Origin of the sequence: Duganella fentianensis (assembly GCF_964031615.1) — a bacterium.
GTDB lineage: Bacteria > Pseudomonadota > Gammaproteobacteria > Burkholderiales > Burkholderiaceae_D > Rugamonas > Rugamonas fentianensis_A.
In genome coordinates, this window is the sequence record NZ_CAXIQN010000022.1 from 115,608 (window position 1) to 139,803 (window position 24,196).

The window sequence follows — 24,196 nt, forward strand, 5'->3', positions numbered from 1 at the left end:
GTGCCAGTGCCGGTATAATCACGGCATGCAAAATCTTTTACACAACCTCAACGAAGAGCAGCTGGCAGCGGTCACGCTGCCACCGCAAAGTGCCCTGATTCTGGCGGGGGCCGGCTCCGGTAAAACCCGCGTGCTGACCACCCGCATCGCCTGGCTGATCCAGACCGGACAGGTATCGCCGTCCGGCATACTGGCCGTGACCTTTACCAACAAGGCGGCCAAGGAAATGCTCACGCGGTTGTCGGCCATGTTGCCGATCAATACGCGCGGCATGTGGATAGGCACTTTCCACGGGCTGTGTAACCGTCTGCTGCGCACCCATCACCGCGATGCCGCGCTGCCGCAGACCTTCCAGATTCTCGACACCCAGGATCAGCTGTCGGCCATCAAGCGCCTGATCAAGGCGCATAACGTGGACGACGAAAAGTTTCCGCCGAAAGAAGTCATGTACTTCATCAACGGCGCGAAAGATCAGGGTCTGCGGGCCGACAAGATCGAGGCTTACAACGCCGACGAGCGCAAAAAGGTCGAGCTGTACCAGCTGTACGACGAACAGTGCCAGCGCGAAGGCGTGGTGGATTTTGCCGAACTGCTGCTGCGCAGCTACGAGCTGCTGAGCCGCAACCAGCCCCTGCGCGAGCACTACCAGCAGCGCTTCCGTCACATTCTGGTCGACGAGTTCCAGGATACCAATGACCTGCAATACAAGTGGCTCAAGCTGCTGGCCGGCGTGCCGGGCCAGCACAGCAGCGCACTGTTTGCCGTCGGCGACGACGACCAGAGCATCTATGCCTTCCGTGGCGCCAATGTGGGCAATATGAGCGCCTTCGAGCGCGAGTTCCACGTTAAGAACCTGATCAAGCTGGAGCAGAACTACCGCTCGCACGGCCACATCCTCGATGCCGCCAACCAGCTGATCTCCAACAACAGCAAACGGCTGGGCAAGAATCTGCGCACCGATGCAGGGCAGGGCGAACCGGTACGCGTGTACGAAGCCAGCTCCGATCTGGCCGAAGCCCAGTGGATCGTGGAAGAAACCAAGAACCTGATCTCTGACGGCGCCGAGCGGCGTGAAATCGCCGTGCTGTACCGTTCCAATGCGCAGTCGCGCGTGATCGAACATGCGCTGTTCTCGGCCGGCATTCCGTACCACGTGTACGGCGGCCTGCGCTACTTCCAGCGCGCCGAGGTCAAGCACGCCATCGCCTACCTGCAACTGATGGACAACCCGCATAACGATTCGGCCTTCCTGCGGGTGGTGAACTTCCCCACCCGCGGTATCGGCCTGCGCAGCATCGAAGCGCTGCAGGCGGCGGCGGACCAGTATGGTATTTCACTGTATGCCGCTGTGCCCCACGTGGCCGGCAAGGCCGGTTCCGCACTGGCCGGCTTCGTGCGTCTGATCGAAGGCGCGCGCTTCGAAACCCAGCAGATGGCTTTGCCGGAACTGGTGCGCGTGGTGCTCGAACAGAGCGGCCTGCTGACCCACTACCAGACGGAAAAAGAAGGCGCCGACCGCATCGAAAACTTGGAGCAGATGGTCAGCGCGGCCACCCAGTTTGTGTCCGAAGAGGGCTACGGGCAGGGCGCGCCAGCCCATCTGGGACCGGCCGCGCAGGCACAGGCAGGTGCTGCCGTGGTCAATCAGGATGGCATCGAAATTCTCGACGCCGACGCACCGCTGCCAGCCGTGATGTCGCCGCTGTCGGCCTTCCTGTCGCATGCTTCGCTGGAAGCGGGCGACAATCAGGCCACGGTGGGGCAGGATGCTGTGCAGATGATGACGGTGCACTCGGCCAAAGGGCTGGAGTTCAACAACGTCTTTATCACGGGGCTGGAAGAGGGACTGTTCCCGCACGAGAGCAGCTCGCGCGAGCATGACGGAGTGGAAGAAGAACGCCGCCTGATGTATGTGGCGATCACCCGTGCCCGTCAGCGCCTGTACATGTGCTTCGCCCAGACCCGCATGCTGCACGGCCAGACGCGCTACAACATGAAATCGCGCTTCTTCGACGAACTGCCGGAAGAATCGCTCAAGTGGCTATCGGCCAAAGTGCAGTCGCACTGGTTTGCCTCGCCCAAGTCGGCCTGGGACGCGGCGCCCGTGCTGGGTTCGGACAACGCGATTGCGCAGAAGATCGCGCACAAAGCTGCCGGCAGCGGCTGGCGCATCGGCGAGTCGGTCCAGCATGCCAAGTTCGGCGAAGGGGTGATCGTGAATATCGAAGGCAGCGGCCCCAGCGCGCGTGCGCAGATCAACTTCGGCAATGTGGGCATGAAAGTGCTCGATCTGAGCATCGCCAAGCTGGAGCGGATCTAGCCGGCTTGCTGGCGGGGGCTGCCGCAGCCTGGCGGGCTGTGTCAGGCAACGCTGTCGCTGCTGGTGCTGGCAGCGCGGCGGCCGGCCAGCTTGGCGCGGACATAGGCCAGTGCTGGCGCTTCCACGCAGTGCCAGCTGAACACAGACAGCGGCAGCACGACGGCCAGCGTGGCCGCCAGCATGGCCCAGATGCCGACGGGCGGCAGCACGGCTTTCAGCATCAGCATAACGGGCCAGTGATAGATGTAGATGGCGTAGGAATAATCGTGGCGCTGCAGATGGCGCCATGGTAGCCAGCGCGAACCCAGCAGGCGCGAACTGCCCACCCACAGCGCCAGCGTGACCGCCACCAGATTCACCCCGAACACGGTCAGGGCCTGATGTTCGAGATCGAGCCAGCGCGTCGAATTCAAGGCCAGCAGCACGCAGGCAACGAGGAAAGGCCGCACACCGATGCGTACCTGCTCGGCCAGCGTCTGCAGCAGCATGCCGCACAGGAACAGACTCCACAGGCGCGCCTCCCAGATATAGCCTGCCAGTACGCCAGGGAACTGGAACGCGGCCAGTGCCAGCAGCAGCGACATCACCATCATCCAGCGCCGCATCGGCAGGATGGCGGCTGCACCGATCAGCGCCACCATCACATACATGCGGCCTTCCCAGTACACCGTCCACAGCGAGCCATTCAGGGCTGCACCGCCCAGCACATCGGGCAGTGCCAGTTCGGCCGGCGGAATGATGTAGACCAGCCAGTGCAGCATGGCGCCGTTGAGGATGTAGCGCCACGGCGCGCCATCGGCCAGTCCGGCCACGCCTTTGGGCGAGAAGCAGATCACGGCAACGATCGTGGTCAGCGCCAGACAGACCAGCAGTCCCGGCACCAGCCGCGCCACCCGCCGCACGGTGAAGCGCAGCAGGTTAGGATCGCGCAGCCAGCTTTGCGTAATGAACAGACCACTGAGAACAAAAAACACATCCACCGCCAGCGCGCCGATATCGGCCACCGGCAGCATCAGAGCGCTGAGCGGGTCCGGCCCCGGCGCCACGGTATTGTGTTCGCCCGCGTGGAATAGCACCACCAGCAGCGCCGCAATCAGGCGCACCAGATTGAAACTGTTATCGCTGGAAGCGATGGCGCTGGCCAGCGTGCGCGGTGTCTGCATGGGCGAAGTCCTGAAGTGCTGCGCGCTCAGGGGCGCTGCAGCGGCACGGCCGGCGTAGTGGCGGCCGGAGTGCCGAAGAAGTGGCGATAGCAGGCATACAGCGTGCAGTGCAACAGCACCACCAGCACCAGAAACACGGCGAAAATCACCGTCAGCTTGAGCTGCGGCGAGCCCAGTAGCAGCACCGGCAGCGCCGTGCCTACCTGAAACAGCATGAACAGCAGCAGCGCGGCGCCGAAGAAGGCGCGGAATTCGCGCGTGACGGTGACCACGCTGAAGAACAGCGCTTTGCCCAGCGCCATTTTCTGCCAGACGATCAATGGCGCCGTCAGACAGGTCAGCAGCCAGCCCAGCATATAGATCAGCGAAGCGACAAACAGGGGGCCGCGCGACTGCTCTAGCGCTTCCTCATCCATGGCCACCTCGCGGTTCGCCATGTGGATCAGATTGCCGTCGTCGAGCAGCGTCAGCACGCCCAGCGCCACCAGCATGATCAGCAGGTACACCAGCCCCATGCCCAGCAAGGGGTGACGGGCCGGCGGGCGGAAGCCGTTGAACAGCACGCGGGGCTGGGCGCGCTGGCCCTGATCGACATCGGTGCAGGCCTGCAGCAGCGCCACCGTGAACATGGGCGCCAGCAGGGTCGGTGCAATCGAGCCGAGCAGGGGCACGAACAGCGTGAACATGGATAGGAACATGCAGCAGAAGAACAGCGCCATCAGGCCGCCCGGCTGCTTGCGGAATAGCTGCCAGCCCTGTTTTACCCAGCCGAAGCCGGCACGCATGGGTAGTCGCTTCATCCGCGTAACTCCGGTGCCGGCGTGGCGATGCGCTCGCGCAGTATGCGCTCGAAGTGGGTGGGATCGTGCGGCGTCAGCATTTCCGCCTCGCGCGGCTGGTAGAAGTCGTACAGACGCGACAGCCAGAAGCGCAGCGCAGCGGCACGCAACATGGGTTGCCATGCAGTCTGTTCGGCATCCGTGAACGGCCGCACCGCGTGGTAGGCATCGAGCATGGCGCGCACCCGCGCCGTATCGAGCACACCGGTGGCGAGGTCGATGCACCAGTCGTTAATCGTCACGGCCACATCGAACAGCCAGGTATCGCAGCCGGCAAAATAGAAGTCGAAGAAGCCGGTCAGGCGCTCGCCATCGAACATCACATTGTTGCGGAACAGGTCGGCGTGGACGGGGCCGCGCTGTAACTGGCGGTAGGTGTCGCAGCCGGCAAAAGCTTCCTGAAAGTGCATTTCCGCACGCAGCAGATGGGCATTCTCGGCCGACAGATAGGGCAGCACTTTGGGCGTGGTCAGGTTCCACCAGTCCAGCCCGCGCAGATTGGGCTGCTCGAGCGGATAGTCCTGCGCGGCCAGATGCATGCGCGCCAGCATGGTGCCCACGGCGGCGCAGTGCACCGCTTGCGGCGCCATCTGCGAACTGCCTTCCAGCTTGGAGACGATGGCGGCCGGTTTGCCGTGCAGCGCCACGATCAGTTCGCCGTCATGGGTGGCTACGGGGGCCGGCACCAGCACGCCCCGCTCGGCCAGATGGTGCATCAGCTTGAGGTAGAACGGCAGTTGCTCGAAGGAGAGGTTCTCGAAGATAGTGAGTACATACTCGCCTGCTTCGGTGGTGAGGAAGAAATTACTGTTTTCGATGCCGGACGAGATGCCTTTCAGGGCAACCGCCTGTCCGAGAGGGAATTGTTTGATCCACTGGGTTAGATCGCCCAGCGTGACCGAGGTAAACACTGCCATGGGTATAAATCAGGTTCGGTGAGCGGTGCCGCCGGAAGGCGGCAGCCGCAGGCGCCCGCAGTTGCGGACGTGCGCGTGGCTAGTCTGGCAAACTATTTCGCGGCAGGTGGTGGCGTAGTGGTTTCGGCTGCGCCTTCTTCCTCTGCCGTTTTTTTCTTTTTCTTGCCGATATCAAATTCCATCACCGTCCACTGCGGGCCGCGGTTGGCGCCGCCCATTGCGTCGCCGGGCAAAGCCGTGCCGGCAGGGTGATTGGGCCGCACTGTGTAAGTGCTAGGGCCGCTCTTGACGGTGGCTTCCACCACTTTGCCCGAGTTATCACGGCGTTCCGTGATCTTGGTTTCCGGCCCCTGCTTGGAGGTGACGGTGATCGGGTCTTCCGTGACTTCCTCGAGCTTTTCCAGTTTTGGTGGCGCCTGACTAGGAGTGGACTGGGCGAACGCCGTGTGGGCGCTCAGGGTCAGAAGCAGGGCAGGCCAGAGGGTGGAAGTGCGCAGCATGGTGGATCGCCTTAATCGGGTACGGGTGTTTAAAACCGGGGGATAAAAATCCGTCAAAATTTTCTGTATGATCCATTGTAACAAACTGACACGCAAGACTGGCTTAAAAGCGCTGCCTGCAGGCGCTTTTTCCCCTGAAGACAGCCTCTACTTGTTTTTTTGAAAAGTTGTCTAATGGGTCAGTCGACCCCTTAAAACCTGCGATAATGCACGTTTATGGCGGCGCCTAGCTGCCTCATCCCAGATTTCAAGCTATGCAAAATACCCTGCTGTTAGTTGACGGTTCCAGCTACCTCTATCGTGCCTATCACGGCCTGCCCGACCTGCGCAGCGCCGACGGCTACCCGACGGGCGCCATGCACGGCATGGTCAATATGCTGCGCCGCCTGCGCGCCGACTATCCGGCCGCGTATATCGCCTGCGTGTTCGATGCCAAGGGCAAGACCTTCCGCGACGATATGTATCCCGAATACAAGGCCACCCGCGCCTCCATGCCGGACGACTTGCGCCTGCAGATCGAGCCTATCCACGAAGTGGTAAAAGCCATGGGCTGGCCCATCCTGATGGTGGAAGGGGTGGAAGCGGACGACGTGATCGGCACGCTGTCGGTGCAGGCCGCGCAGGCCGGCATGAACGTAGTGATCTCGACCGGTGACAAGGATCTGGCCCAGCTGGTCAATCCGCAGGTCATGCTGATCAACACCATGACCAATGAAAAAATGGATGAAGCGGGCGTGCTGGCCAAGTTCGGCGTGCCGCCGAATCGCATTATCGACTACCTGACCCTGATCGGTGACACCGTCGACAACGTGCCGGGCGTGACTAAGTGCGGCCCCAAGACGGCGCTCAAATGGCTGACCGCTTACGACAGTCTGGACGGCGTGATGGCCCATGCTGCCGAAGTGGGCGGCGCCGTGGGCGAGCACCTGCGCAATGCGCTGCCATGGCTGCCGAAAGGCCGCGAGCTGATTACCGTGAAGCTGGACTGCGACCTGTCGGCCCACATGGACAGCATCAGCGCCTCGCTGGTAGCGCAACCGGAAGACAAGGACGGCCTGCTGGCCTTCTTCAGCAAATACGGCTTCAAGACCCTGCTGCGCGAACTGGGCAGCGGCGCGGCCGGTGCCGCTGGTGGCGCCGCCGCTGGCGCGGCAGCATCAGCCTCTGGCCGCGCTGGTGCAGGCGCTGGCATGGGCGCAGGCGCAGGCGGCCAAGCCGCGGCTGCTGCGCCTATCGCCGCCGGCGGTGCAGTCTCGGCCAACCTCGACATGTTCGGCACGGCGCCGGAAATCAAGGCCGAATACGAGACCGTGCTGACGCAGGAACAGCTGGCGCGCTGGATCGCCCTGATCGACGCCGCCGCGCTGACGGCAGTGGACACGGAAACCACCTCGCTGGAACCGATGACGGCCCAGCTGGTAGGCATTTCGCTGTCGGTGGAAGCGGGCAAAGCCTGCTACATCCCGCTGGCGCACGCCTATCCGGGCGTGCCGCAGCAGCTCGATCGCGCTGCCACGCTGGCAGCGCTGCGGCCATGGCTGGAAGACGCCGGCAAAGCCAAGGTAGGCCAGAATCTCAAATACGACGCGCACATCTTTGCCAATCAGGGCATCACTCTGCGCGGCATCGCCCATGACACGCTGCTGGAATCGTATGTATTCGAATCGCACCGCAGTCACGACATGGACAGTCTGGCACTGCGCCACCTGAACTACACCACCATCCCCTTCGTCGACGTGTGCGGCAAGGGTGCCAGCCAGATCACCTTCGATCAGGTCGAGATCGAGCGTGCTACGGCGTATGCGGCGGAAGATGCTGACATCACCCTGCGCCTGCATCAGGCCATGATCGGTGAAGTGGAACCGCACGACAAACTCAACTTCATCTACCGCCAGATCGAGCTGCCGACCGCCGTCGTGCTGCAAAAAATCGAGCGCAACGGCGTGCAGATCGATGCCGCGCTGCTGCAGCAGCAATCGGCCGAACTGGGCGCGCGGATCGCCGAACTGGAAGCCAAGGCGCACGAACTGGCCGAGCAGCCGTTCAATCTGGGTTCGCCCAAGCAGATCGGCGAAATCTTCTTCGAGAAGCTGAAACTGCCGGTGGTGAAAAAGACCCCGAGCGGCGCACCGTCGACGGATGAAGAAGTGCTGCAGAAGCTGGCAGAAGATTATCCGCTGCCGAAAGTCCTGCTGGAATACCGCAGCCTGTCCAAGCTGAAATCGACTTACACCGACAAGCTGCCCAAGGGGATCAATCCGGCTACGGGCCGCGTCCACACCAACTACGCGCAGGCCGTGGCGGTGACGGGGCGGCTCGCTTCTAACGATCCGAATCTGCAGAACATTCCCGTGCGTACCAAGGAAGGCCGGCGCATCCGCGAAGCCTTTGTGGCACCGGCCGGCAGCCACATCGTCTCGGCCGACTACTCGCAGATCGAACTGCGCATCATGGCGCACATCTCCGAAGATGCGGCCATGCTGCGCGCCTTTGCCGACGGCGTCGACATTCACCGTGCCACTGCCAGCGAAATCTTCGGCGTGGCAGCAGAAGACGTGGACAGCGAACAGCGCCGCTACGCCAAGGTGATCAACTTCGGTCTGATCTACGGCATGAGCGCCTTCGGGCTGGCCGGTAATCTGGGCATCGAACGGGGCGCTGCGCAGAACTATATCGAGCGCTATTTCGCCCGCTTTGCTGGCGTCAAACAGTATATGGATGACACCCGCCAGCAGGCCAAGGCACGCGGCTATGTGGAGACCGTGTTCGGCCGCCGTCTGTGGCTGCCCGAGATTAATTCGCCTAACGGCCCGCGCCGTCAGGCGGCAGAACGGGCGGCGATCAATGCACCGATGCAGGGCACGGCGGCCGACCTGATCAAGCTGGCCATGGTGGCCGTGCAGGACTGGCTGGAAGCGCAGCAGCTGCAGACCCGCATGATCATGCAGGTCCACGACGAACTGGTGCTGGAAGTGCCGGACGCTGAACTGGCGCTGGTCAAGGACATGCTGCCGAAACTGATGGCTGGCGTGGCCGCACTGAAGGTGCCGCTGATCGCCGAAGTCGGCGTCGGCAACAACTGGGAAGAAGCACACTAGTCAAGCACAGGGAGAGCAATGCATGGATGATCTGCAAAAAGACGCACAAAGTCTGCTGGCGAAAACCAGCTTGTCGGACGGAATAGCACGACGCGATTTCATCAAGGTGGCACTGGGTACGGGCTTCGCTGCGGCAGCCATGCCGGTGGTGGCGCAGAATGTGATCAGCACCGATACCAAGGGCCTGATCGCTGGCACCGTTGAAATCGAGGTAGCAGGTCAGCGCGTGCCCGTATATCGCGCCCAGCCCGAAGGCAAGGCCAACCCGCCCGTGGTGCTGGTAGTGTCGGAAATCTTCGGCGTGCACGAGCATATCGCCGATGTGGCGCGCCGCTTCGCCAAACTCGGTTACATGGCGCTGGCGCCCGATCTGTTTGTGCGTCAGGGTGATCCGCAGAAAGCGGCTTCGATCGCCGAACTGCAGCGCGACATCATCGCCCGTACGCCGGACGAGCAAGTGATGGCCGATCTGGATGCCACCGTGGCGTGGGCTGCTGCGCAGGGCGCCAATACGGACAAGCTGGGCATCACCGGCTTCTGCTGGGGTGGCCGCATTACTTGGCTGTACTCGGCGCATAATCCCAAAGTCAAAGCAGGTGTCGCGTGGTATGGCCGTCTGGTGGGAACCAGTAGCGCCATGACTCCCAGGCAAGCTAGCGATATCGCTGGATCTCTGAAAACCCCTGTGCTGGGCCTGTACGGCCTGAAAGATGCGGGCATACCGCAAGACAGCATCGCCATCATGCAGAAGGAACTGGCCAAAGGCAGCAGTGGCTCGCAATTCGTCATCTATCCCGATTCGGGCCACGCCTTCCACGCCGACTACCGCCCCAGCTATGTGGCGGCCGACGCGCGCGATGGCTGGCAGCGTTTGCAGAACTGGTTCAAACAATATGGCGTGGCGCCTTGAGCATCCCCGTGCTAGCGCGGCGGGGCGGCCGCTGGTAGCCGCTCCGGCGTAGTTTTAGGCAGAAAACCGGGCTGGGCGTTAAAATAACGCCCCCGCAGTCGCATTTGGCAGCGGTTCCCCCGTAAGAAGAGGCGATAAGATCGATCCCGTACTGATTTCCATCCTGTTAGCCACCACCGTGGCCGGCGTCGTCAGCATTTCTGCTGCCGCGCTGTTTTCGTTCGCCCTGCTATCGAAAATGGTGGAACGGATGGTCAGCCTGTCGGTCGGCATCATGCTTTCGACCTCGCTGCTGCACGCGCTGCCGGAAGCCTTCGAATCGCAGGCCAGCGCGCGCAGCCTGTTCGCCACTTTGCTGGCGGGCCTGCTGGCCTTCTTCCTGCTGGAGAAGCTGGCCATCCTGCGCCACTCGCACCACCACGAAGGCGACGGCCACCACCACCACTACGGCCACGACAAGCACGAAGCAGGTAAAGCGGGCTGGATGATACTGGTGGGTGACGGCATGCACAATTTCACCGACGGCATCCTGATCGCCGCGGCGTTTCTGGCTAATCCGGAACTGGGGCTGGTGACGGGTATCGCCATCGTCGCGCATGAAATTCCGCAGGAAATCGGCGACTTCATCGTGTTGCTCAATGCCGGCTTCTCGCGCACCCGCGCTTACGTCTACAACCTGCTATGCAGCCTGCTGTCGATCGCCGGCGGCCTGCTCGGCTACTACACCCTGGACCGCGCTAGCGGCCTGATTCCCTACGTGCTGGTATTCGCTTCGTCGGGCTTCATCTACATCGCTGTGAGCGATCTGATGCCGCAGATGCAGCGTCGCGCCACGCTGCGCGAAAGCGTGCCGCAAGTGCTGCTGATCGCAGCCGGCGTGGCGATCGTGCTGTGGCTGACCCATAGCCACCACTGAACCGCCCGCACGGCCTGCTGCGTGACAGTCTAGTTGCCGGTTGCGACAGGGCGGGCCGGATCGGCGCACCATTCGCTCCACGAGCCCGGATACAGGGCAGCGCCGGGCATGCCCGCCACTTCCAGCGCGAGCAGATTGTGGCAGGCCGTCACGCCCGAGCCGCACTGCATGATGGCTTGCGCGGCGGTGGCGAACAGCGGCGCGAATTCGCTGCGCAACTGGGCGGCATCCTTGAAAGTGCCGTCGGCTGTCAGGTTGTCCTTGAAGAAGCGGTTGCGGGCATGGGGAATGTGGCCACCGACGGGGTCGATGGTTTCGTTTTCGCCCCGATAGCGGTCGGCCGCACGGGCATCGACCACGATGCGGTCCTGGGTGGACAGATTGAACAGCACATCTTCTACCGTCACGGTCTGCACCAGCGCCGCGCGTTCATTCAGCGTGCCGGCTGCCGCGGCCGACAGGGCCGGCGGCGCATCCGTTTCCAGCGGCTGGCCCAGCGCCTGCCATGCAGGCAGACCGCCATCGAGCACGGCCACACCGGCATGACCCATCCAGCGCAATAACCACCACAGACGGGCCGCAAACATGCCGCCGTGGGCGTCATAGGCCACCACCTGCGTGTTGTCGCTGATGCCCCAGCTGCGCAAGGTCGCCAGCAGGGCAGAGCGTTCCGGCAGCGGGTGGCGGCCACGGAACACGCCGTCGGCGCCCGTCTTGGCGCCCGACAGATCCGTGTCGATATTGGCGAAACGGGCGCCGGGAATATGGCCGGCGGCATAGGCATCGCGCCCCGCCGCAGGATTCATCAGGTCGTGACGGCAATCGAGCACGACCCACTGGCTATCGTGGGTGTGGCGCGCCAGTTCGGCGGCGCTGATCAGGGTGGTGTGCATAACAGGGCTCCTCGTAGGGAATACGGACTCAGACTTCGCTGGCGATCGGATCGGTACTGGCGATGGCCTTACCGCGCTCCGTGTTACGGGTATTGTAGAACGTTGCGGCCACGCCTGACAGCAAGATCACGCTGATGCCTACCCAGCTATGCCAGCTGAAAGCGTCGTCGAATACCAGTACGCCCCACACGCTGGAGAACACGATGCCGGTGTACTGCAGATTGGCTACCACCAGTGTCTGGCCCAGCCGGTAGGCGCGCGTCATGGCGATCTGCGCACTGGTGGCGCAGATGCCTATGCCCAGCAGCAGTAAGCCGCCGTGCCAGCTAGTGATGGGGTGCCAGACGGCCACGCCATGGGGCGCCAGCGCGTAGTTACCGGCGATGCCGGCCACGAGATTCATGGCTGAGAAATACAGCACCACGCGATTTTCCGGCTCGCCGGCCAGCCCCAGTTTGCGCACCTGCATATACGCCATGGCCGACAGCACGCTGGAGCCCAGTGCGATCAGCGCCGTGCCCAGCTGGTTGGCATGGAAAGCCGGTTGCAGCAGCAAGGTGACGCCGCAGAAGCTGGCGCCAATGGCTGCCAGCAGCGGCCACTTGACCTGATTCTTGGCATGCCACCAGCCCATGATGAACAGCCACAGCGCGATCCAGATGGGCGCCATGTAGTTGAGCGTGACGGCCGTGGCCAGCGGCAGATTGGCGATGGCATAGAACCACATCCATAGCGACACTACGCCCACCACGCCGCGCCACAGATGGGCGCCCGGCATGGTGGTGCGGAAGCTGCCGCCCTGCAGGCGGATGATGAGGGACAGTACCACGACACCGACGATGCCGCGGTACATCACGATTTCGGAAGTGGAGAACTGTTGCGACGCCAGTTTCACGCACACGCCCATGGCGGCGAACATGAAACTGGCAAACAGCATCCACAGCGACTGCATCGTTACTCGGGGAGGGTGATGTTAGCGCGGTACCATTCGTGGAAGTGCTGCATGCCGTCTTCCATCGGCGACTGGTAAGGCCCCGCATCGGTCATGCCGCGCTTCATCAGCGCCTTGCGGCCCGCATCCATGCGCTGGCCGATTTCGTCGTCCTCGATGCAGGTTTCCATATAGGCGGCCCGCTCGGCTTCGACAAACTCGCGCTCGAACAGCACGATTTCTTCCGGATAGTAGAACTCCACCACATTCTTGGTGCGCTGCGGACCGTCCGGCCACAGAGTGGACACGATCAGCACGTGGGGATACCACTCGACCATGATGTTGGGGTAGAGCGTCAGCCAGATGGCGCCGTACGGTGGCGCTTCGCCGCCACGGAACTGCAGCACCTGCTCTTGCCAGCGCTTGTAAATCTCCGAGCCGGATTTCTGCAGGCCTTTGTGCACGCCCACCGTCTGCACACTGTAGTCGGTGCCGAATTCCCAGCGCAGATCGTCGCAGCTGACAAAGCTGCCCAGACCCGGATGGAACGGTTCGACGTGATAATCCTCCAGATAGACTTCGATGAAAGTCTTCCAGTTGTAATCGCAGTGGTGCACTTCCACGTGATCCAGCATATAGCCGGTGAAGTCCAGATCCTTGGTGACGGACAGCTGCGCCAGCTTCTCCATCACGTTGTAGCCGTTCTGCTCGAACAGCAGGCCGTTCCAGCTTTGCAGCGTGGTTTTCGGCAGGTTCAGACAGGGCGTGGCAGGGAAGTGCGGCGCGCCGATCAGTTCACCCTTGAGATCATAGGTCCAGCGGTGCAGCGGGCAGACAATGTTGTTGGCATTGCCACGGCCGTTGACCATCACCGCCTGCCGGTGACGGCACACGTTGGAGAGTAATTCCAGTCCGTTGGCATTGCGCACCAGCACGCGGCCCTCGTCTTCGGCCGTCAGGGTGGCATAGTCGCCCACATTCGGCACCATCAGCTCGTGGCCGATGTAGCGCGGACCGTTCTGGAAAAGTTGCTGCATTTCACGCTGCAGTAGCGCTTCGTCAAAATAGACGTCAACCGGTAGTTGCGCGTTAGAACGCGCCAGCTTAGCGTGGGTACCCAGATCGGACATCCCAACCCCCCTTAATATGTACTTCAAACCAAGAAGAGACAGAATCCGTAAAGACCTGAATTCAAGTTTGTTGAAAATGGTATTTCGGACAGAACCGGCGATTATACCGTGTTTCCTCCGTGCCTGCCTCCGATTTCCCGTCCTGCCGGCAGGCTAAAAGGCAGGTTTGCGCTGTCCGCGTGGCTAATTGCGATAAAATCTACGGTTTCCACCGCCGCGCGGGGCGCTAGAGTACCACCGGATCAGGTGGTTTGTTCTAAAATAACGGGCTACACTGCGCGGGCACGTGTATTGCCATACAACTTGAGTAACTATGTCTAAGAAATCAACTGCCGAAGCGGCGGAGGCTGTTCCGGCCTCGTTTGAGGACGCCATGGCCGAACTGGCGCAACTGGTGGCCCAGATGGAAGGCGGCCAGCTGCCGCTGGAAGGCTCGGTGGCGGCCTATGCACGCGGCTCGACGCTGGTGCAGTTCTGCGCCGCCCAGCTGGAAAAAGTGGAAGCTCAAGTCAAAATTCTGGAAGGCGACATGCTTAAACCGTTCGCTCCGGGCGGGGAGGCGGAACAATGACGGCCGCTTTCGACGACTGGATGAAAACCGTACAGGCCGGATCGGAACTTGATCTAGCCGGCTTTTTACCCGCCGCCACGGTGGTGCCGGGCAAGCTGCACGAAGCCATGCGCTATGCGCTGCTGGGCGGCGGCAAACGGGTGCGCCCGCTGCTGGTGTATGCGGCCGGCGCATTATTCGGCGCCGATGCGGAAGCACTGAGCCGCGCTGCGGCCGCAGTGGAAATGATCCACGCCTATTCGCTGGTGCACGACGATATGCCGTGCATGGACGACGATGAACTGCGCCGTGGCAAGCCCACCGTGCACGTGGCCTATGACGACGCCACCGCGCTGCTGGTGGGCGATGCGCTGCAATCGCAGGCCTTCATGGTGCTGGCCGAAGCGACCACGCTGCCGCCGGCCCGTCAGATGGCCATGCTGCGTGTGCTGGCCCATGCATCCGGCTCGGCCGGCATGTGCGGCGGCCAGGCGATCGACCTCGATAGCGTGGGCCTGAGCCTGACGCTAGAACAGCTGGAACAGATGCACCAGCTGAAGACGGGCGCGCTGCTGCGCGCCTCGGTGGTACTTGGTGCGCTGGCCGGCAAGGATCTGGATGCGGCCGAACTGCAGGCGCTGAACGACTATGCGCGGGCCATCGGTCTGGCCTTCCAGGTGGTAGATGATGTGCTCGACGCGACGGCCGATTCGGCCACGCTGGGCAAAACGGCTGGCAAGGATGCCGCCGACAACAAGCCGACCTATGTCTCGATACTGGGTCTGGAACCGTCACGGGCACTGGCGGAAAAATTGCGGCTCGATGCGCATGCAGCGCTCGCGCCGTTCGGAGATAAAGCTTTGCGGTTACGCGAACTCGCGGATCTGATCGTGCAGCGGAAGGCATAAATGGACTTGCTAGCAACTATTAATTCGCCAGCGGATGTGCGCAAACTGGCGCGCACCCAGCTGACGCCACTGGCGCATGAACTGCGCGCCTACCTGCTCGATTCGGTGTCGAAAACGGGCGGCCACCTGTCGTCCAATCTGGGCACGGTGGAACTGACGGTGGCACTGCATTACGTGTTTAACACGCCTTACGACCGCATCGTGTGGGACGTGGGCCACCAGACTTATTCGCACAAAATCCTCACCGGACGGCGCGAGCGCATGCACACGCTGCGCCAGCTGGGCGGCATCTCCGGCTTCCCCAAGCGCGACGAAAGCGAATACGACACCTTCGGAACGGCACACTCGTCGACCTCGATTTCGGCTGCACTGGGCATGGCGCAGGCGGCCAAGATCAAGGGCGAAAACCGTCACGCCATCGCCGTGATCGGCGACGGCTCGATGACGGCCGGTATGGCCTTCGAAGCGCTGAATAACGCCGGTGTGCAGGAAGACCTGAATCTGCTGGTAATCCTGAACGACAACGACATGTCGATCTCGCCGCCCGTCGGTGCGCTGAACCGCTATCTGGCGCGATTGATGTCGGGGCAGTTCTACGCTGCGGCCAAGAACGTGGGCAAATCCGTGCTGCCGGCACCTGTGCTGGAACTGGCCAAGCGGCTGGAAGAACATGCCAAAGGCATGGTGGTACCGGCCACCATGTTCGAAGAATTCGGCTTCAACTACATCGGCCCGATCGACGGCCATGATCTGGAATCGCTGATTCCTACGCTGCAGAATATCCGCCACCTGAAAGGCCCGCAGTTCCTGCACGTGGTGACCAAAAAAGGTCAGGGCTACAAGCTGGCCGAAGCGGAACCGATTCTGTACCACGGCACGGGCAAGTTCAATCCGGCCGAAGGTATCAAACCGCCCACCGCGCCGAGCAAACTGACCTACACGGAAGTTTTCGGCAACTGGCTATGCGACATGGCCGCGGCCGACAAAAAGCTGGTGGGGATTACCCCAGCCATGCGCGAAGGCTCGGGCATGGTGCGTTTCGATCAGGAATATCCGGATCGCTATTTCGACGTCGGCATCGCCGAGCAGCACGCGGTAACGTTTGGCGCCGGTCTGGCCTGCGAAGGGCTGAAGCCTGTAGTGGCGATCTACTCCACCTTCCTGCAGCGCGGTTACGATCAGCTGATTCACGACGTCGCGTTGCAGAATCTGGACGTAACGTTTGCGCTGGACCGTGCCGGTCTGGTGGGCGCTGACGGAGCCACCCATGCCGGTAACTACGATCTGGCCTATCTGCGCTGCATCCCTAACATGGTAGTGATGGCGCCATCGGACGAAAACGAATGCCGCCAGATGCTGACCACGGGTTACCACTATGCGGGGCCGGCGGCGATCCGCTATCCGCGCGGTGCCGGTATCGGCGCGGCTGTGGCAAAAGAACTGACCACGCTGGAAATCGGCAAAGGCGAAATCAAGCGCCGTGGCCAGAAGATCGCCATCCTGGCCTTCGGTTCGATGGTGGCGCCGGCCATGGCAGCGGGCGAAGCACTCGACGCGACGGTCGCTAACATGCGCTTCGTCAAACCGCTGGACGTCGAGCTGGTGCGCCAGCTGGCGGCCGAGCACGACTATCTGGTGACAGTGGAAGAAGGCTGCATCATGGGCGGCGCCGGTGCCGCTGTGGCCGAAGCACTGGCTGCCGAAGGCATCGTCAAACCGCTGCAGATGCTGGGTCTGCCGGACCAGTTCATCGACCATGGCGATCCCGCCAAACTGCTGGCCAGCGTAGGCCTTGACGGCGACGGCATCACCTCCGCCATCCGCCAGCGCGTCGCGAGCGCACCGCGCCTAGCCGTCAGCAACGGCTAATCACACGGGGTCAGGTCGGGCAAAGTGCAGGGGTCAGGTCGGGCGTTTGTGCGTTCTTTGAGAATTCTCAAAAACTGCACTTTGCCCGACCTGACCCCTGCATATTGCCCGACCTGACCCCGATTTATTTGCGGCGCTCGTGCTGCCACAGCACGTCGCTGCCGCCGGCGTGACGGTTCAGTACGCGTGCTAGTACGAACAGCAGGTCGGACAGGCGGTTGACGTACTGGCGCGGATGCTCGTGGATGGTTTCTGCTTTGCCCAGCGTGACGATGGCGCGTTCGGCGCGGCGGCACACGGTACGACAGACGTGGGCCTGCGCGGCGGCGCGCGAGCCGGCCGGCAGGATGAATTCCGTCAGCGCAGGCAGGGTGGCGTTGTACTTGGTCAGATGCGCGTCCAGTCGCAGCACGTGGTCTTCGGTAATCATCTGATAGCCGGGGATGCATAGTTCGCCGCCCAGATCGAACAGGTCGTGCTGGATCGTCACCAGTTCTTCGCGCAGTTCGGCCGGCATGTCTTCACACAGCAGCAGTCCCAGATGGGAGTTGAGTTCATCGACTTCGCCGATGGCCTGTATGCGCACGCTGTCCTTGTCGGTGCGGCTGCCGTCGCCCAGGCCGGTGGTGCCGCCGTCGCCCGTGCGGGTGGCGATTTTCGATAGTCGGTTACCCATGTCGTTTCCTTGTGTTGGAGGTTAGCGCCCCGAAGAATACAACAGTTTGCGTCTGTATTTCAGCGGCAAGCCGGTTTGACGCCACGTTTGTGCTTACAATTCTGCTCTGATCCCGTGCTTTCAGGTGCCCGCTCCATGAACACAGTCAATTCAGATACCACAGCTGCGCCGGCTGCTCCGTACTCGCCGGCCGCGCTTTCTGCCCGCCGTCTTCAACTGGCCGCCGCGCTGCAGCAGGTGCTGCCGCCTTCTGCCATTCTGTCCGATCCCGAAGATACCCGTCCGTATGAGTGCGATGGTCTGGCTGCCTACCGCCAGATGCCGCTGATCGTGGTGCTGCCCGATAGCGAGGCGCAGATTGTGGCGGTGCTCAAGCTGTGCCACGAACTGCAGGTGCCTATCGTGCCGCGCGGTGCGGGCACGGGGCTGTCCGGTGGCGCTATGCCGATTGCGGACGGAGTGGTGCTGTCGACGGCGCGGCTGAACCGTATTCTGCGCATGGATGCGTATTCGCGTACGGCGGTGGTGCAGCCGGGTGTGCGCAATCTTGCGATTTCCGATGCGGCAGCCCAGCATGGTCTGTATTACGCGCCCGATCCATCTTCGCAGATCGCTTGCACCATAGGCGGCAACGTGGCGGAGAACTCGGGCGGGGTGCACTGCCTGAAGTATGGCCTGACCGTGCATAACGTGCTGCGTGTGCGCATGGTGACGATACAGGGCGAAGTGGTGGAACTGGGCAGCGAAGCGCTCGATGCGGCCGGGCTGGATCTGCTGTCCGTGTTTATCGGCTCGGAAGGTATGCTAGGTATCGTCACGGAAGTGACGGTGAAGCTGGTGCCCAAGCCGGCCTGCGCGCGCGTCATCATGGCTTCGTTCAACGAGGTGGTGGCAGGCTGCAATGCGGTTGCTGCGCTGATCGCGGCGGGCATTATTCCGGCCGGTCTGGAAATGATGGACCAGACTTCCTCGCGCATGGTGGAGCCATTCGTGCATGCCGGTTACGACACCGAGGCCGCCGCGATTCTGCTGTGCGAGGCCGATGGTACGGCCGAGGAAGTGGAGGAGGAAATCGCGCGCATGTCGGCCGTGCTGCAGCAGGCCGGTGCCAGCGCGATCGCCGTATCGCAGTCGGAGGCGGAACGGATGAAGTTCTGGTCGGGCCGCAAGAACGCTTTCCCGGCGGCGGGGCGGATTTCGCCCGACTACTACTGCATGGACGGCACCATTCCTCGCAAGCGTCTGGGGCAGGTACTGGAAGGCATCGCGCAGATGGAAGTGAAGTACGGTCTGCGCTGCGCCAATGTGTTCCACGCGGGCGATGGCAATCTGCACCCGCTGATTCTGTTCAACGCCAATATCCCTGATGAATTCGAACGGGCCGAAGCCTTTGGCGCCGAGATACTGGCGCTGTGTGTGGAAGTGGGCGGCACTATCACGGGCGAACATGGTGTGGGCATAGAGAAGATCAATTCCATGTGTGCGCAGTTCGCACCGGCCGAGCTGGAAGCCTTCTTCGGCGTAAAGCGTGCGTTTGATCCGGCCCGTCTACTGAATCCCGACAAGGCCATCCCGACGCTGAACCGCTGCGCGGAATTCGGCAAGATGCGCGTCAGCGGTGGCAAGCTGCCGTTTGCCTACCTGCCGCGCTTCTGAGGGGAATGACATTTATGACGACAGCAAGCATGGCTGCCACTGGCGCAACGCAGGCCGATGACTACGCCGCCATCGCGGCGCAATTTGCCGAGCGTATCCGCGCTGCCAGCGCTAGCGGTAGTCCGCTGTGCCTGCGCGGCAGTGGCAGCAAGGACTGGTATGGCCAGCCGCCGCAAGGCGAGGTGCTCGATACGCGCGCCTATCGGGGCGTGGTGTCGTATGAGCCGACCGAACTGGTAATCACCGTACGCTGCGGCACGGCGCTGGCCGAGATCGAAGCGTTGCTGGCCCAGCATCAGCAGATGCTGGCCTTCGAGCCGCCCCGCTTCGGTGCCGGTTCGACCATAGGCGGGGTGGTGGCCAGTGCGCTGTCCGGCCCGCGCCGTGCCAGTGCCGGGGCCGTGCGTGATTTCGTCCTCGGTGCGGTGTTGATGGACGGGCAGGGCACGATTCTGCGCTTCGGCGGGCAAGTGATGAAGAACGTGGCTGGTTACGACGTGTCGCGTCTGCTGGCCGGTTCGCTCGGAACGCTGGGCCTGATCCTCGAAGTCTCGCTCAAGGTGCTGCCGCTGCCGCTGTGCGAAACCAGTCTGCGCTTCGAGTTGAGCGAGATCGACGCACTGCGCCGTCTGAACGAATGGGGCGGCCAGCCTTTGCCGATTTCGGCCAGTTGCTGGTATCAAGGTGTGCTGGCGGTGCGGCTGTCCGGCGCACAGGCTGCGGTGGCGGCAGCGCAGCAGCGCATGGGCGGCGCGCCACTCGAACATGCGGAAGCATTCTGGAACGCGCTGCGCGACCAGACCCACCCCCACTTCAGCGGCGGCTGTCTGTGGCGGCTATCGCTGCCGTCTGCGGCCAGTGCCGTGATCCTAGGTGGCGAACAGCTGATCGAATGGGGCGGCGCGCAGCGCTGGCTGAAAACTGCCGCCGTCGATGCAGCACAGGCCGAATCGATACGCCGTACGGTGGCGGCGGCTGGCGGCCATGCCACGCTGTACCGCAGCGAGCACAAACCCGTCAGCGTGTTCCATCCACTGGCGGCGCCACTGATGCGCATACACCAAGGGCTGAAAGCTTCGTTTGATCCGGCCGGTATTTTCAACCCCGGCCGCATGTACTGAGAGCGCCATGCAGACTAATCTTGCTGACTTCATCCGCAACACCCGCGAAGGCGAAGAGGCCGATGCCATCCTGCGCGCCTGCGTGCATTGCGGCTTCTGCACGGCTACCTGCCCTACCTACCAGCTGCTGGGCGACGAACTGGATGGACCGCGTGGCCGCATTTACCTGATCAAGCAGGTGCTGGAAGGCGCGCCCGTTACGGCCAAAACCCAGCAGCATCTGGATCGCTGCCTGACCTGCCGCAACTGCGAAACTACCTGTCCGTCCGGCGTGAAATATAGCCGGCTGGTGGATATCGGCCGCAAGGTGGTGGAGCAGCGCGTGCAGCGCCCGTTCATGGAACGCATGCAGCGCCTGCTGGTGCGCGAAGGGGTATCGCGCAAGGCGGTATTCGGCGCGGCACTGGCAGCGGGGCGGCTGGTCAAGCCGCTGCTGTCGCCAGCCATGCAGGACAAGCTACCGGCGCGGCAGGATGCCGGCGTGTGGCCCACGCGCAGTCATGCACGCAAAATGCTGGTGCTGGATGGCTGCGCCCAGCCAGCCATGGCGCCGAATATCAATGCTGCCACGGCGCGCGTGCTCGATGCGCTCGGTGTGCAGTTGCTGGTCGCGCCGCGTGCCGGCTGCTGCGGCGCTTTGCGCCACCACCTCAACGAACACGAGGCTGCGCTGGATGATATGCGGCGCAATATCGATGCATGGTGGCCCATGCTGCAGGATGGTTCGGTGGAGGCCATCGTGATGACGGCATCCGGTTGCGGCGCGACCGTCAAGGATTACGGCCATCTGCTGGCGCACGATGGGGACTATGCCGCCAAGGCGCAGCAGGTAGCTAGCGCTACGCGCGACCTGAGCGAAGTGCTGGCGCCATTCGAAGCGGAACTGGGTATGCGTACCCGTCTGAGCGAGCGGGTAGCCTATCACCCGCCCTGCACACTGCAGCATGGCCAGCAGATACGCGGCAAGGTGGAAGGCATCTTGCGTGCGGTGGGCGTGGATGTGGTGCTGTGCGCCGACAGCCATCTGTGCTGCGGTTCGGCCGGTAGCTACTCGCTGCTGCAGCCGGAGCTGTCGCGCCAGCTGCGTGACCGCAAGCTGGCCACTCTGGCCGACACGGGTGCCAGCACCATCGTTTCGGCCAATGTGGGCTGCAGCGCTCATCTGCAGACGGGCACGCAGACGCCCGTGATGCACTGGATAGAATTGCTCGATCGCGCGTTGAACTAGCTTTGCTGGAAGGCGGGTATCTGCCCTGTGCCCGGCACTGGCTGGTGCAGGCTGTGCTCGTGGTGCAGATTGACGATGGGCGGCAGTTGCGCAGCGGCCTGCCACACGGCGGCGCTGCCGAAGTTGTCCACCCATGGCTGGACTTCGCTGGCCGGCATAGGACGGGCAATGCCGTAGCCCTGCACCAGATCGCAGCCGAGGCGCATCAGCATGGCGCCATGTTCTATCGTCTCCACGCCTTCGGCGATCACGCCTAGCCCGAAGGAGCGGGCCAGCCCGATGACGGCGCTGACCAGATGCAGGTCGTCGCGGTCCACCAGCATATTGCGCACAAAGCTCTGATCGATTTTCAGCACATCGGCCGGTAGGCGCTTGAGGTAAGACATGGACGAGTAGCCAGTCCCGAAATCATCGAGCGCAAAGCTGATGCCCAATGCCTGACAGTCCAGCATGATGTTGCGCACATGGGCCATATCGCTGAGCGCGGACGATTCGAGTATCTCCAGTTCCAGCATGTGGGGCGGCACGTCGGGGTATTCGGCCAGTATGGTTTTCAGCTTGGGCACGAAGTCGGCGCGCTGGAAGTGGCGTGCAGCGATGTTCACGCTGACCACCCATTCGGCGTCATAGCTGCGCCACTGCTGCAACTGGCGCAGCGCTTCGCGCAGCACCCATTCGCCGATGTCCACGATCACATCGCTATGCTCGACGATGGGCAGGAATTCCATCGGCCCGACGATGCCCCGTTCCGGATGGGCCCAGCGCACCAGTGCTTCCATGCCGATGATGCGGCCTTTGCGCATATCCAGCTTGGGCTGGTAGTACAGCCGCAATTCGCCGGCCCGCACGGCGGTGCGTACTTCGGTGCGGCGGTTGTGGTGGGTGCGCACCTGTTCATCGAGATCGGCGTCGAAGAAGTGGGCGCGGTTGCGGCCCGTGATCTTGGCCTGATACAGCGCCTGATCGGCCTGCCGCAGCAGGCTGTCGGCACTGACTTCGCTGCCGCTGTAGATCGTCACGCCGGCACTGGCCGACATGCTGACCTGCTGGCCGTTGCACAGATAGGGGCGCGACAGTTCGGCCAGCAGACGTTCCAGTGCCTGTTCGGTGGCGAGACGGTCATCCAGTTTGGGCAGCAGCATGACGAATTCGTCGCCGCCCAGACGGGCCACATAGTGGCGCGGTCCGGCAAAGTCGTGCAGGCGGCTGGCCGCTTGCTTGAGTACTTCGTCGCCGATGTTCTGGCCCAGCGTATCATTGACGTGCTGGAAGCGGTCCAGATCGAACAGGCAGACGGCCAGCGGATAGTGTTCTTCCCGCGCGCGGAACACTTCCTGCTCGAAGCGGGTGGTGAGGGCAGTGCGGTTGGGCAGGCCGGTCAGCAGGTCATGGCTGCTCTGCCACGAAATCTGCTGCATCAGCTGACGCCGTTCCGTCACATCGCGGAACACCAGCACGGCACCCTGTATTTCGTCTTCGGCCGAGCGGATCGCATTGGCCGTGTATTCCACCGTGTAGAGCTGGCCATTGCGGTTGCGCATACTCTGGTTGCCCACCTTGATCACCGAGCTGCCTGCATAGATGGCGGCCATGGATTTGAGCAGCGAGTGCTGGCCGAAGTTATTCGCCAGTACAAACACCTGATGCAGCTCCATGCCACGGGCGCGTTCTTCCTGCCAGCCTGTCAGCTGCTGCGCCATGACATTGACGCTGGCGATGCGGCCCGACAGGTCGGTGGTGATGACAGCGTCGCCGATCGATGCCAGCGTGACTTCGATGCGTTCCTTTTCCGTCTGCAGGGTAGCCTGTACCTGTAGGGTTTGCGATAACTGGGCACTGAGCTGGGTCTGACTTTGCTGCAGTTTGTGCACCAGCGACTGCATGCGCTGGGCCATGTTGTTGAAGCTGATAGCCAGCGTGCGCGCTTCCAGCGTGCCAGTAACAGGTAGGCGCACACCGTAGTCACCATCCTGAAAACGCGCCGTGCCATCCGTTACGCGGCGCAGCATGCGGGTGTTTGCGTAGATGAGCAGACCTAGCAGGGTGTAGATGATGGTGACGTTTCCTGCGGTGATGAAGGCTTGCTGGCGTAGGGTGCGCCACACCTGCGTCAGCGGCAGGGTCGGTACAAAGCTCATGACCAGCTTGGCATTGCCCAGATCGAGCGTGCGTTGTTGCGGGGTGATGCCGCCCAGTCGGGCAAACCATTCGGGATATTCGGCGACGCTAGGCTGGCTGCGCAGAGCTTCCAGATGGCCACCCGGATAGTCGAGATGGACGGCCGCCAGATCGGCTTCCAGCAGCATGGCGCTGGCCAGTGTGTTATCGAGTGCGGCACGGTCACGCACCAGCAATGACGGCAGCAGTGCCTTGTGCAGATAAGCCTGTAGATCGCCCGCTTCGCGCTGGTAGCGCTGGTTGGCATACTCCGTCTCGTTACCGTACAACATGGAGTAGCGCACGCTCAGCGCGATCAGGATGATGATGAACACGGGGATGAACATGCGCGCGTACATACCGGTGCGCATCCAGCGCGACTGTATTTTCTCGAACAGCGTCATGGGCGCCAGT

Annotated in this window: 19 protein-coding genes; 10 read left to right on the top strand and 9 right to left on the bottom strand. The window is 62.6% G+C overall.

Annotation, left to right across the window (positions count from 1 at the left end; translation table 11 throughout):
- Positions 1–25: 25 nt before the first annotated feature.
- Positions 26–2,320 carry a UvrD-helicase domain-containing protein gene (locus tag ABNT42_RS17635; protein ID WP_348699138.1) on the top strand — a complete coding sequence of 765 codons (2,295 nt, stop codon included), beginning with the start codon at positions 26–28 and terminating at the stop codon, positions 2,318–2,320.
- 41 nt (positions 2,321–2,361) lie between these two features.
- On the opposite strand, the gene ABNT42_RS17640 is transcribed toward ABNT42_RS17635, so the two are convergent.
- The 4 genes from ABNT42_RS17640 to ABNT42_RS17655 form a co-directional block, all read right to left on the bottom strand.
- Complete coding sequence (locus ABNT42_RS17640; RefSeq protein WP_348699140.1) at positions 2,362–3,483, bottom strand: acyltransferase; 1,122 nt, start codon at positions 3,481–3,483, stop codon at positions 2,362–2,364.
- A 26-nt stretch (positions 3,484–3,509) separates the two neighbouring features.
- Positions 3,510–4,283: a BPSS1780 family membrane protein gene (locus ABNT42_RS17645; protein ID WP_348699142.1), complete on the bottom strand. Its 774-nt coding sequence runs from the start codon at positions 4,281–4,283 to the stop codon at positions 3,510–3,512.
- The gene (locus tag ABNT42_RS17650; protein WP_348699144.1) at positions 4,280–5,239 is read right to left on the bottom strand and encodes a homoserine kinase; all 960 of its coding nucleotides are present in this window, start codon (positions 5,237–5,239) and stop codon (positions 4,280–4,282) included. Before ABNT42_RS17650 ends, ABNT42_RS17645 begins: the two co-directional genes overlap by 4 nt.
- Before the next feature lie 92 nt (positions 5,240–5,331).
- Positions 5,332–5,739: a hypothetical protein gene (locus tag ABNT42_RS17655; RefSeq protein ID WP_348699146.1), complete on the bottom strand. Its 408-nt coding sequence runs from the start codon at positions 5,737–5,739 to the stop codon at positions 5,332–5,334.
- A gap of 254 nt (positions 5,740–5,993) precedes the next feature.
- On the opposite strand from ABNT42_RS17655, the gene polA reads away from it, so the two are divergent.
- The 3 genes from polA to ABNT42_RS17670 all read left to right on the top strand — a co-directional run bounded on the left by polA (position 5,994) and on the right by ABNT42_RS17670 (position 10,663).
- Positions 5,994–8,837: a DNA polymerase I gene (gene polA / locus ABNT42_RS17660; RefSeq protein WP_348699148.1), complete on the top strand. Its 2,844-nt coding sequence runs from the start codon at positions 5,994–5,996 to the stop codon at positions 8,835–8,837.
- A gap of 22 nt (positions 8,838–8,859) precedes the next feature.
- Positions 8,860–9,747 carry a dienelactone hydrolase family protein gene (locus ABNT42_RS17665; protein WP_348699150.1) on the top strand — a complete coding sequence of 296 codons (888 nt, stop codon included), beginning with the start codon at positions 8,860–8,862 and terminating at the stop codon, positions 9,745–9,747.
- Between the two features lie 211 nt (positions 9,748–9,958).
- Complete coding sequence (locus ABNT42_RS17670; RefSeq protein WP_348700111.1) at positions 9,959–10,663, top strand: ZIP family metal transporter; 705 nt, start codon at positions 9,959–9,961, stop codon at positions 10,661–10,663.
- 29 nt (positions 10,664–10,692) lie between these two features.
- On the opposite strand, the gene ABNT42_RS17675 is transcribed toward ABNT42_RS17670, so the two are convergent.
- Genes ABNT42_RS17675 through ABNT42_RS17685 form a run of 3 tightly spaced genes read right to left on the bottom strand, consistent with a single transcriptional unit; the run spans position 10,693 to position 13,617 of the window.
- Positions 10,693–11,556, bottom strand: a complete 864-nt coding sequence (locus ABNT42_RS17675; protein WP_348699152.1) for a sulfurtransferase — start codon at positions 11,554–11,556, stop codon at positions 10,693–10,695.
- A gap of 28 nt (positions 11,557–11,584) precedes the next feature.
- Positions 11,585–12,508, bottom strand: coding sequence for a DMT family transporter (locus ABNT42_RS17680; RefSeq protein ID WP_348699154.1), 924 nt, complete (start codon positions 12,506–12,508; stop codon positions 11,585–11,587).
- 2 nt (positions 12,509–12,510) lie between these two features.
- Positions 12,511–13,617 (bottom strand): aromatic ring-hydroxylating dioxygenase subunit alpha, encoded by a 1,107-nt coding sequence (locus ABNT42_RS17685; protein WP_348699156.1) that lies wholly within the window; start codon positions 13,615–13,617, stop codon positions 12,511–12,513.
- Between the two features lie 313 nt (positions 13,618–13,930).
- Here ABNT42_RS17685 and ABNT42_RS17690 point away from each other — a divergent pair, with 313 nt between their 5' ends.
- The 3 genes from ABNT42_RS17690 to dxs are packed head-to-tail and all read left to right on the top strand — an operon-like array spanning position 13,931 to position 16,944.
- Complete coding sequence (locus tag ABNT42_RS17690; protein ID WP_348699158.1) at positions 13,931–14,188, top strand: exodeoxyribonuclease VII small subunit; 258 nt, start codon at positions 13,931–13,933, stop codon at positions 14,186–14,188.
- Entirely contained in the window at positions 14,185–15,075 is an 891-nt protein-coding gene (locus ABNT42_RS17695; protein ID WP_348699159.1) for a farnesyl diphosphate synthase, read from the top strand. Before ABNT42_RS17690 ends, ABNT42_RS17695 begins: the two co-directional genes overlap by 4 nt.
- Positions 15,076–16,944, top strand: a complete 1,869-nt coding sequence (dxs, locus tag ABNT42_RS17700) for a 1-deoxy-D-xylulose-5-phosphate synthase (RefSeq protein WP_348699161.1) — start codon at positions 15,076–15,078, stop codon at positions 16,942–16,944.
- Positions 16,945–17,068: 124 nt separating this feature from the next.
- Here dxs and ABNT42_RS17705 read toward each other — a convergent pair whose 3' ends face one another.
- Complete coding sequence (locus ABNT42_RS17705; protein ID WP_348699162.1) at positions 17,069–17,620, bottom strand: cob(I)yrinic acid a,c-diamide adenosyltransferase; 552 nt, start codon at positions 17,618–17,620, stop codon at positions 17,069–17,071.
- 135 nt (positions 17,621–17,755) lie between these two features.
- Here ABNT42_RS17705 and ABNT42_RS17710 point away from each other — a divergent pair, with 135 nt between their 5' ends.
- Genes ABNT42_RS17710 through glcF form a run of 3 tightly spaced genes read left to right on the top strand, consistent with a single transcriptional unit; the run spans position 17,756 to position 21,625 of the window.
- Entirely contained in the window at positions 17,756–19,276 is a 1,521-nt protein-coding gene (locus tag ABNT42_RS17710; protein WP_348699164.1) for an FAD-linked oxidase C-terminal domain-containing protein, read from the top strand.
- Positions 19,277–19,305: 29 nt separating this feature from the next.
- A complete protein-coding gene (glcE, locus tag ABNT42_RS17715) occupies positions 19,306–20,397 on the top strand; it encodes a glycolate oxidase subunit GlcE (protein WP_348700113.1) in 1,092 nt (363 codons plus the stop codon).
- Positions 20,398–20,404: 7 nt separating this feature from the next.
- Complete coding sequence (gene glcF, locus ABNT42_RS17720) at positions 20,405–21,625, top strand: glycolate oxidase subunit GlcF (protein ID WP_348699166.1); 1,221 nt, start codon at positions 20,405–20,407, stop codon at positions 21,623–21,625.
- On the opposite strand, the gene ABNT42_RS17725 is transcribed toward glcF, so the two are convergent.
- Positions 21,622–24,186, bottom strand: coding sequence for an EAL domain-containing protein (locus ABNT42_RS17725; protein ID WP_348699168.1), 2,565 nt, complete (start codon positions 24,184–24,186; stop codon positions 21,622–21,624). The genes glcF and ABNT42_RS17725 overlap by 4 nt on opposite strands.
- Between the last annotated feature and the right edge of the window lie 10 nt (positions 24,187–24,196).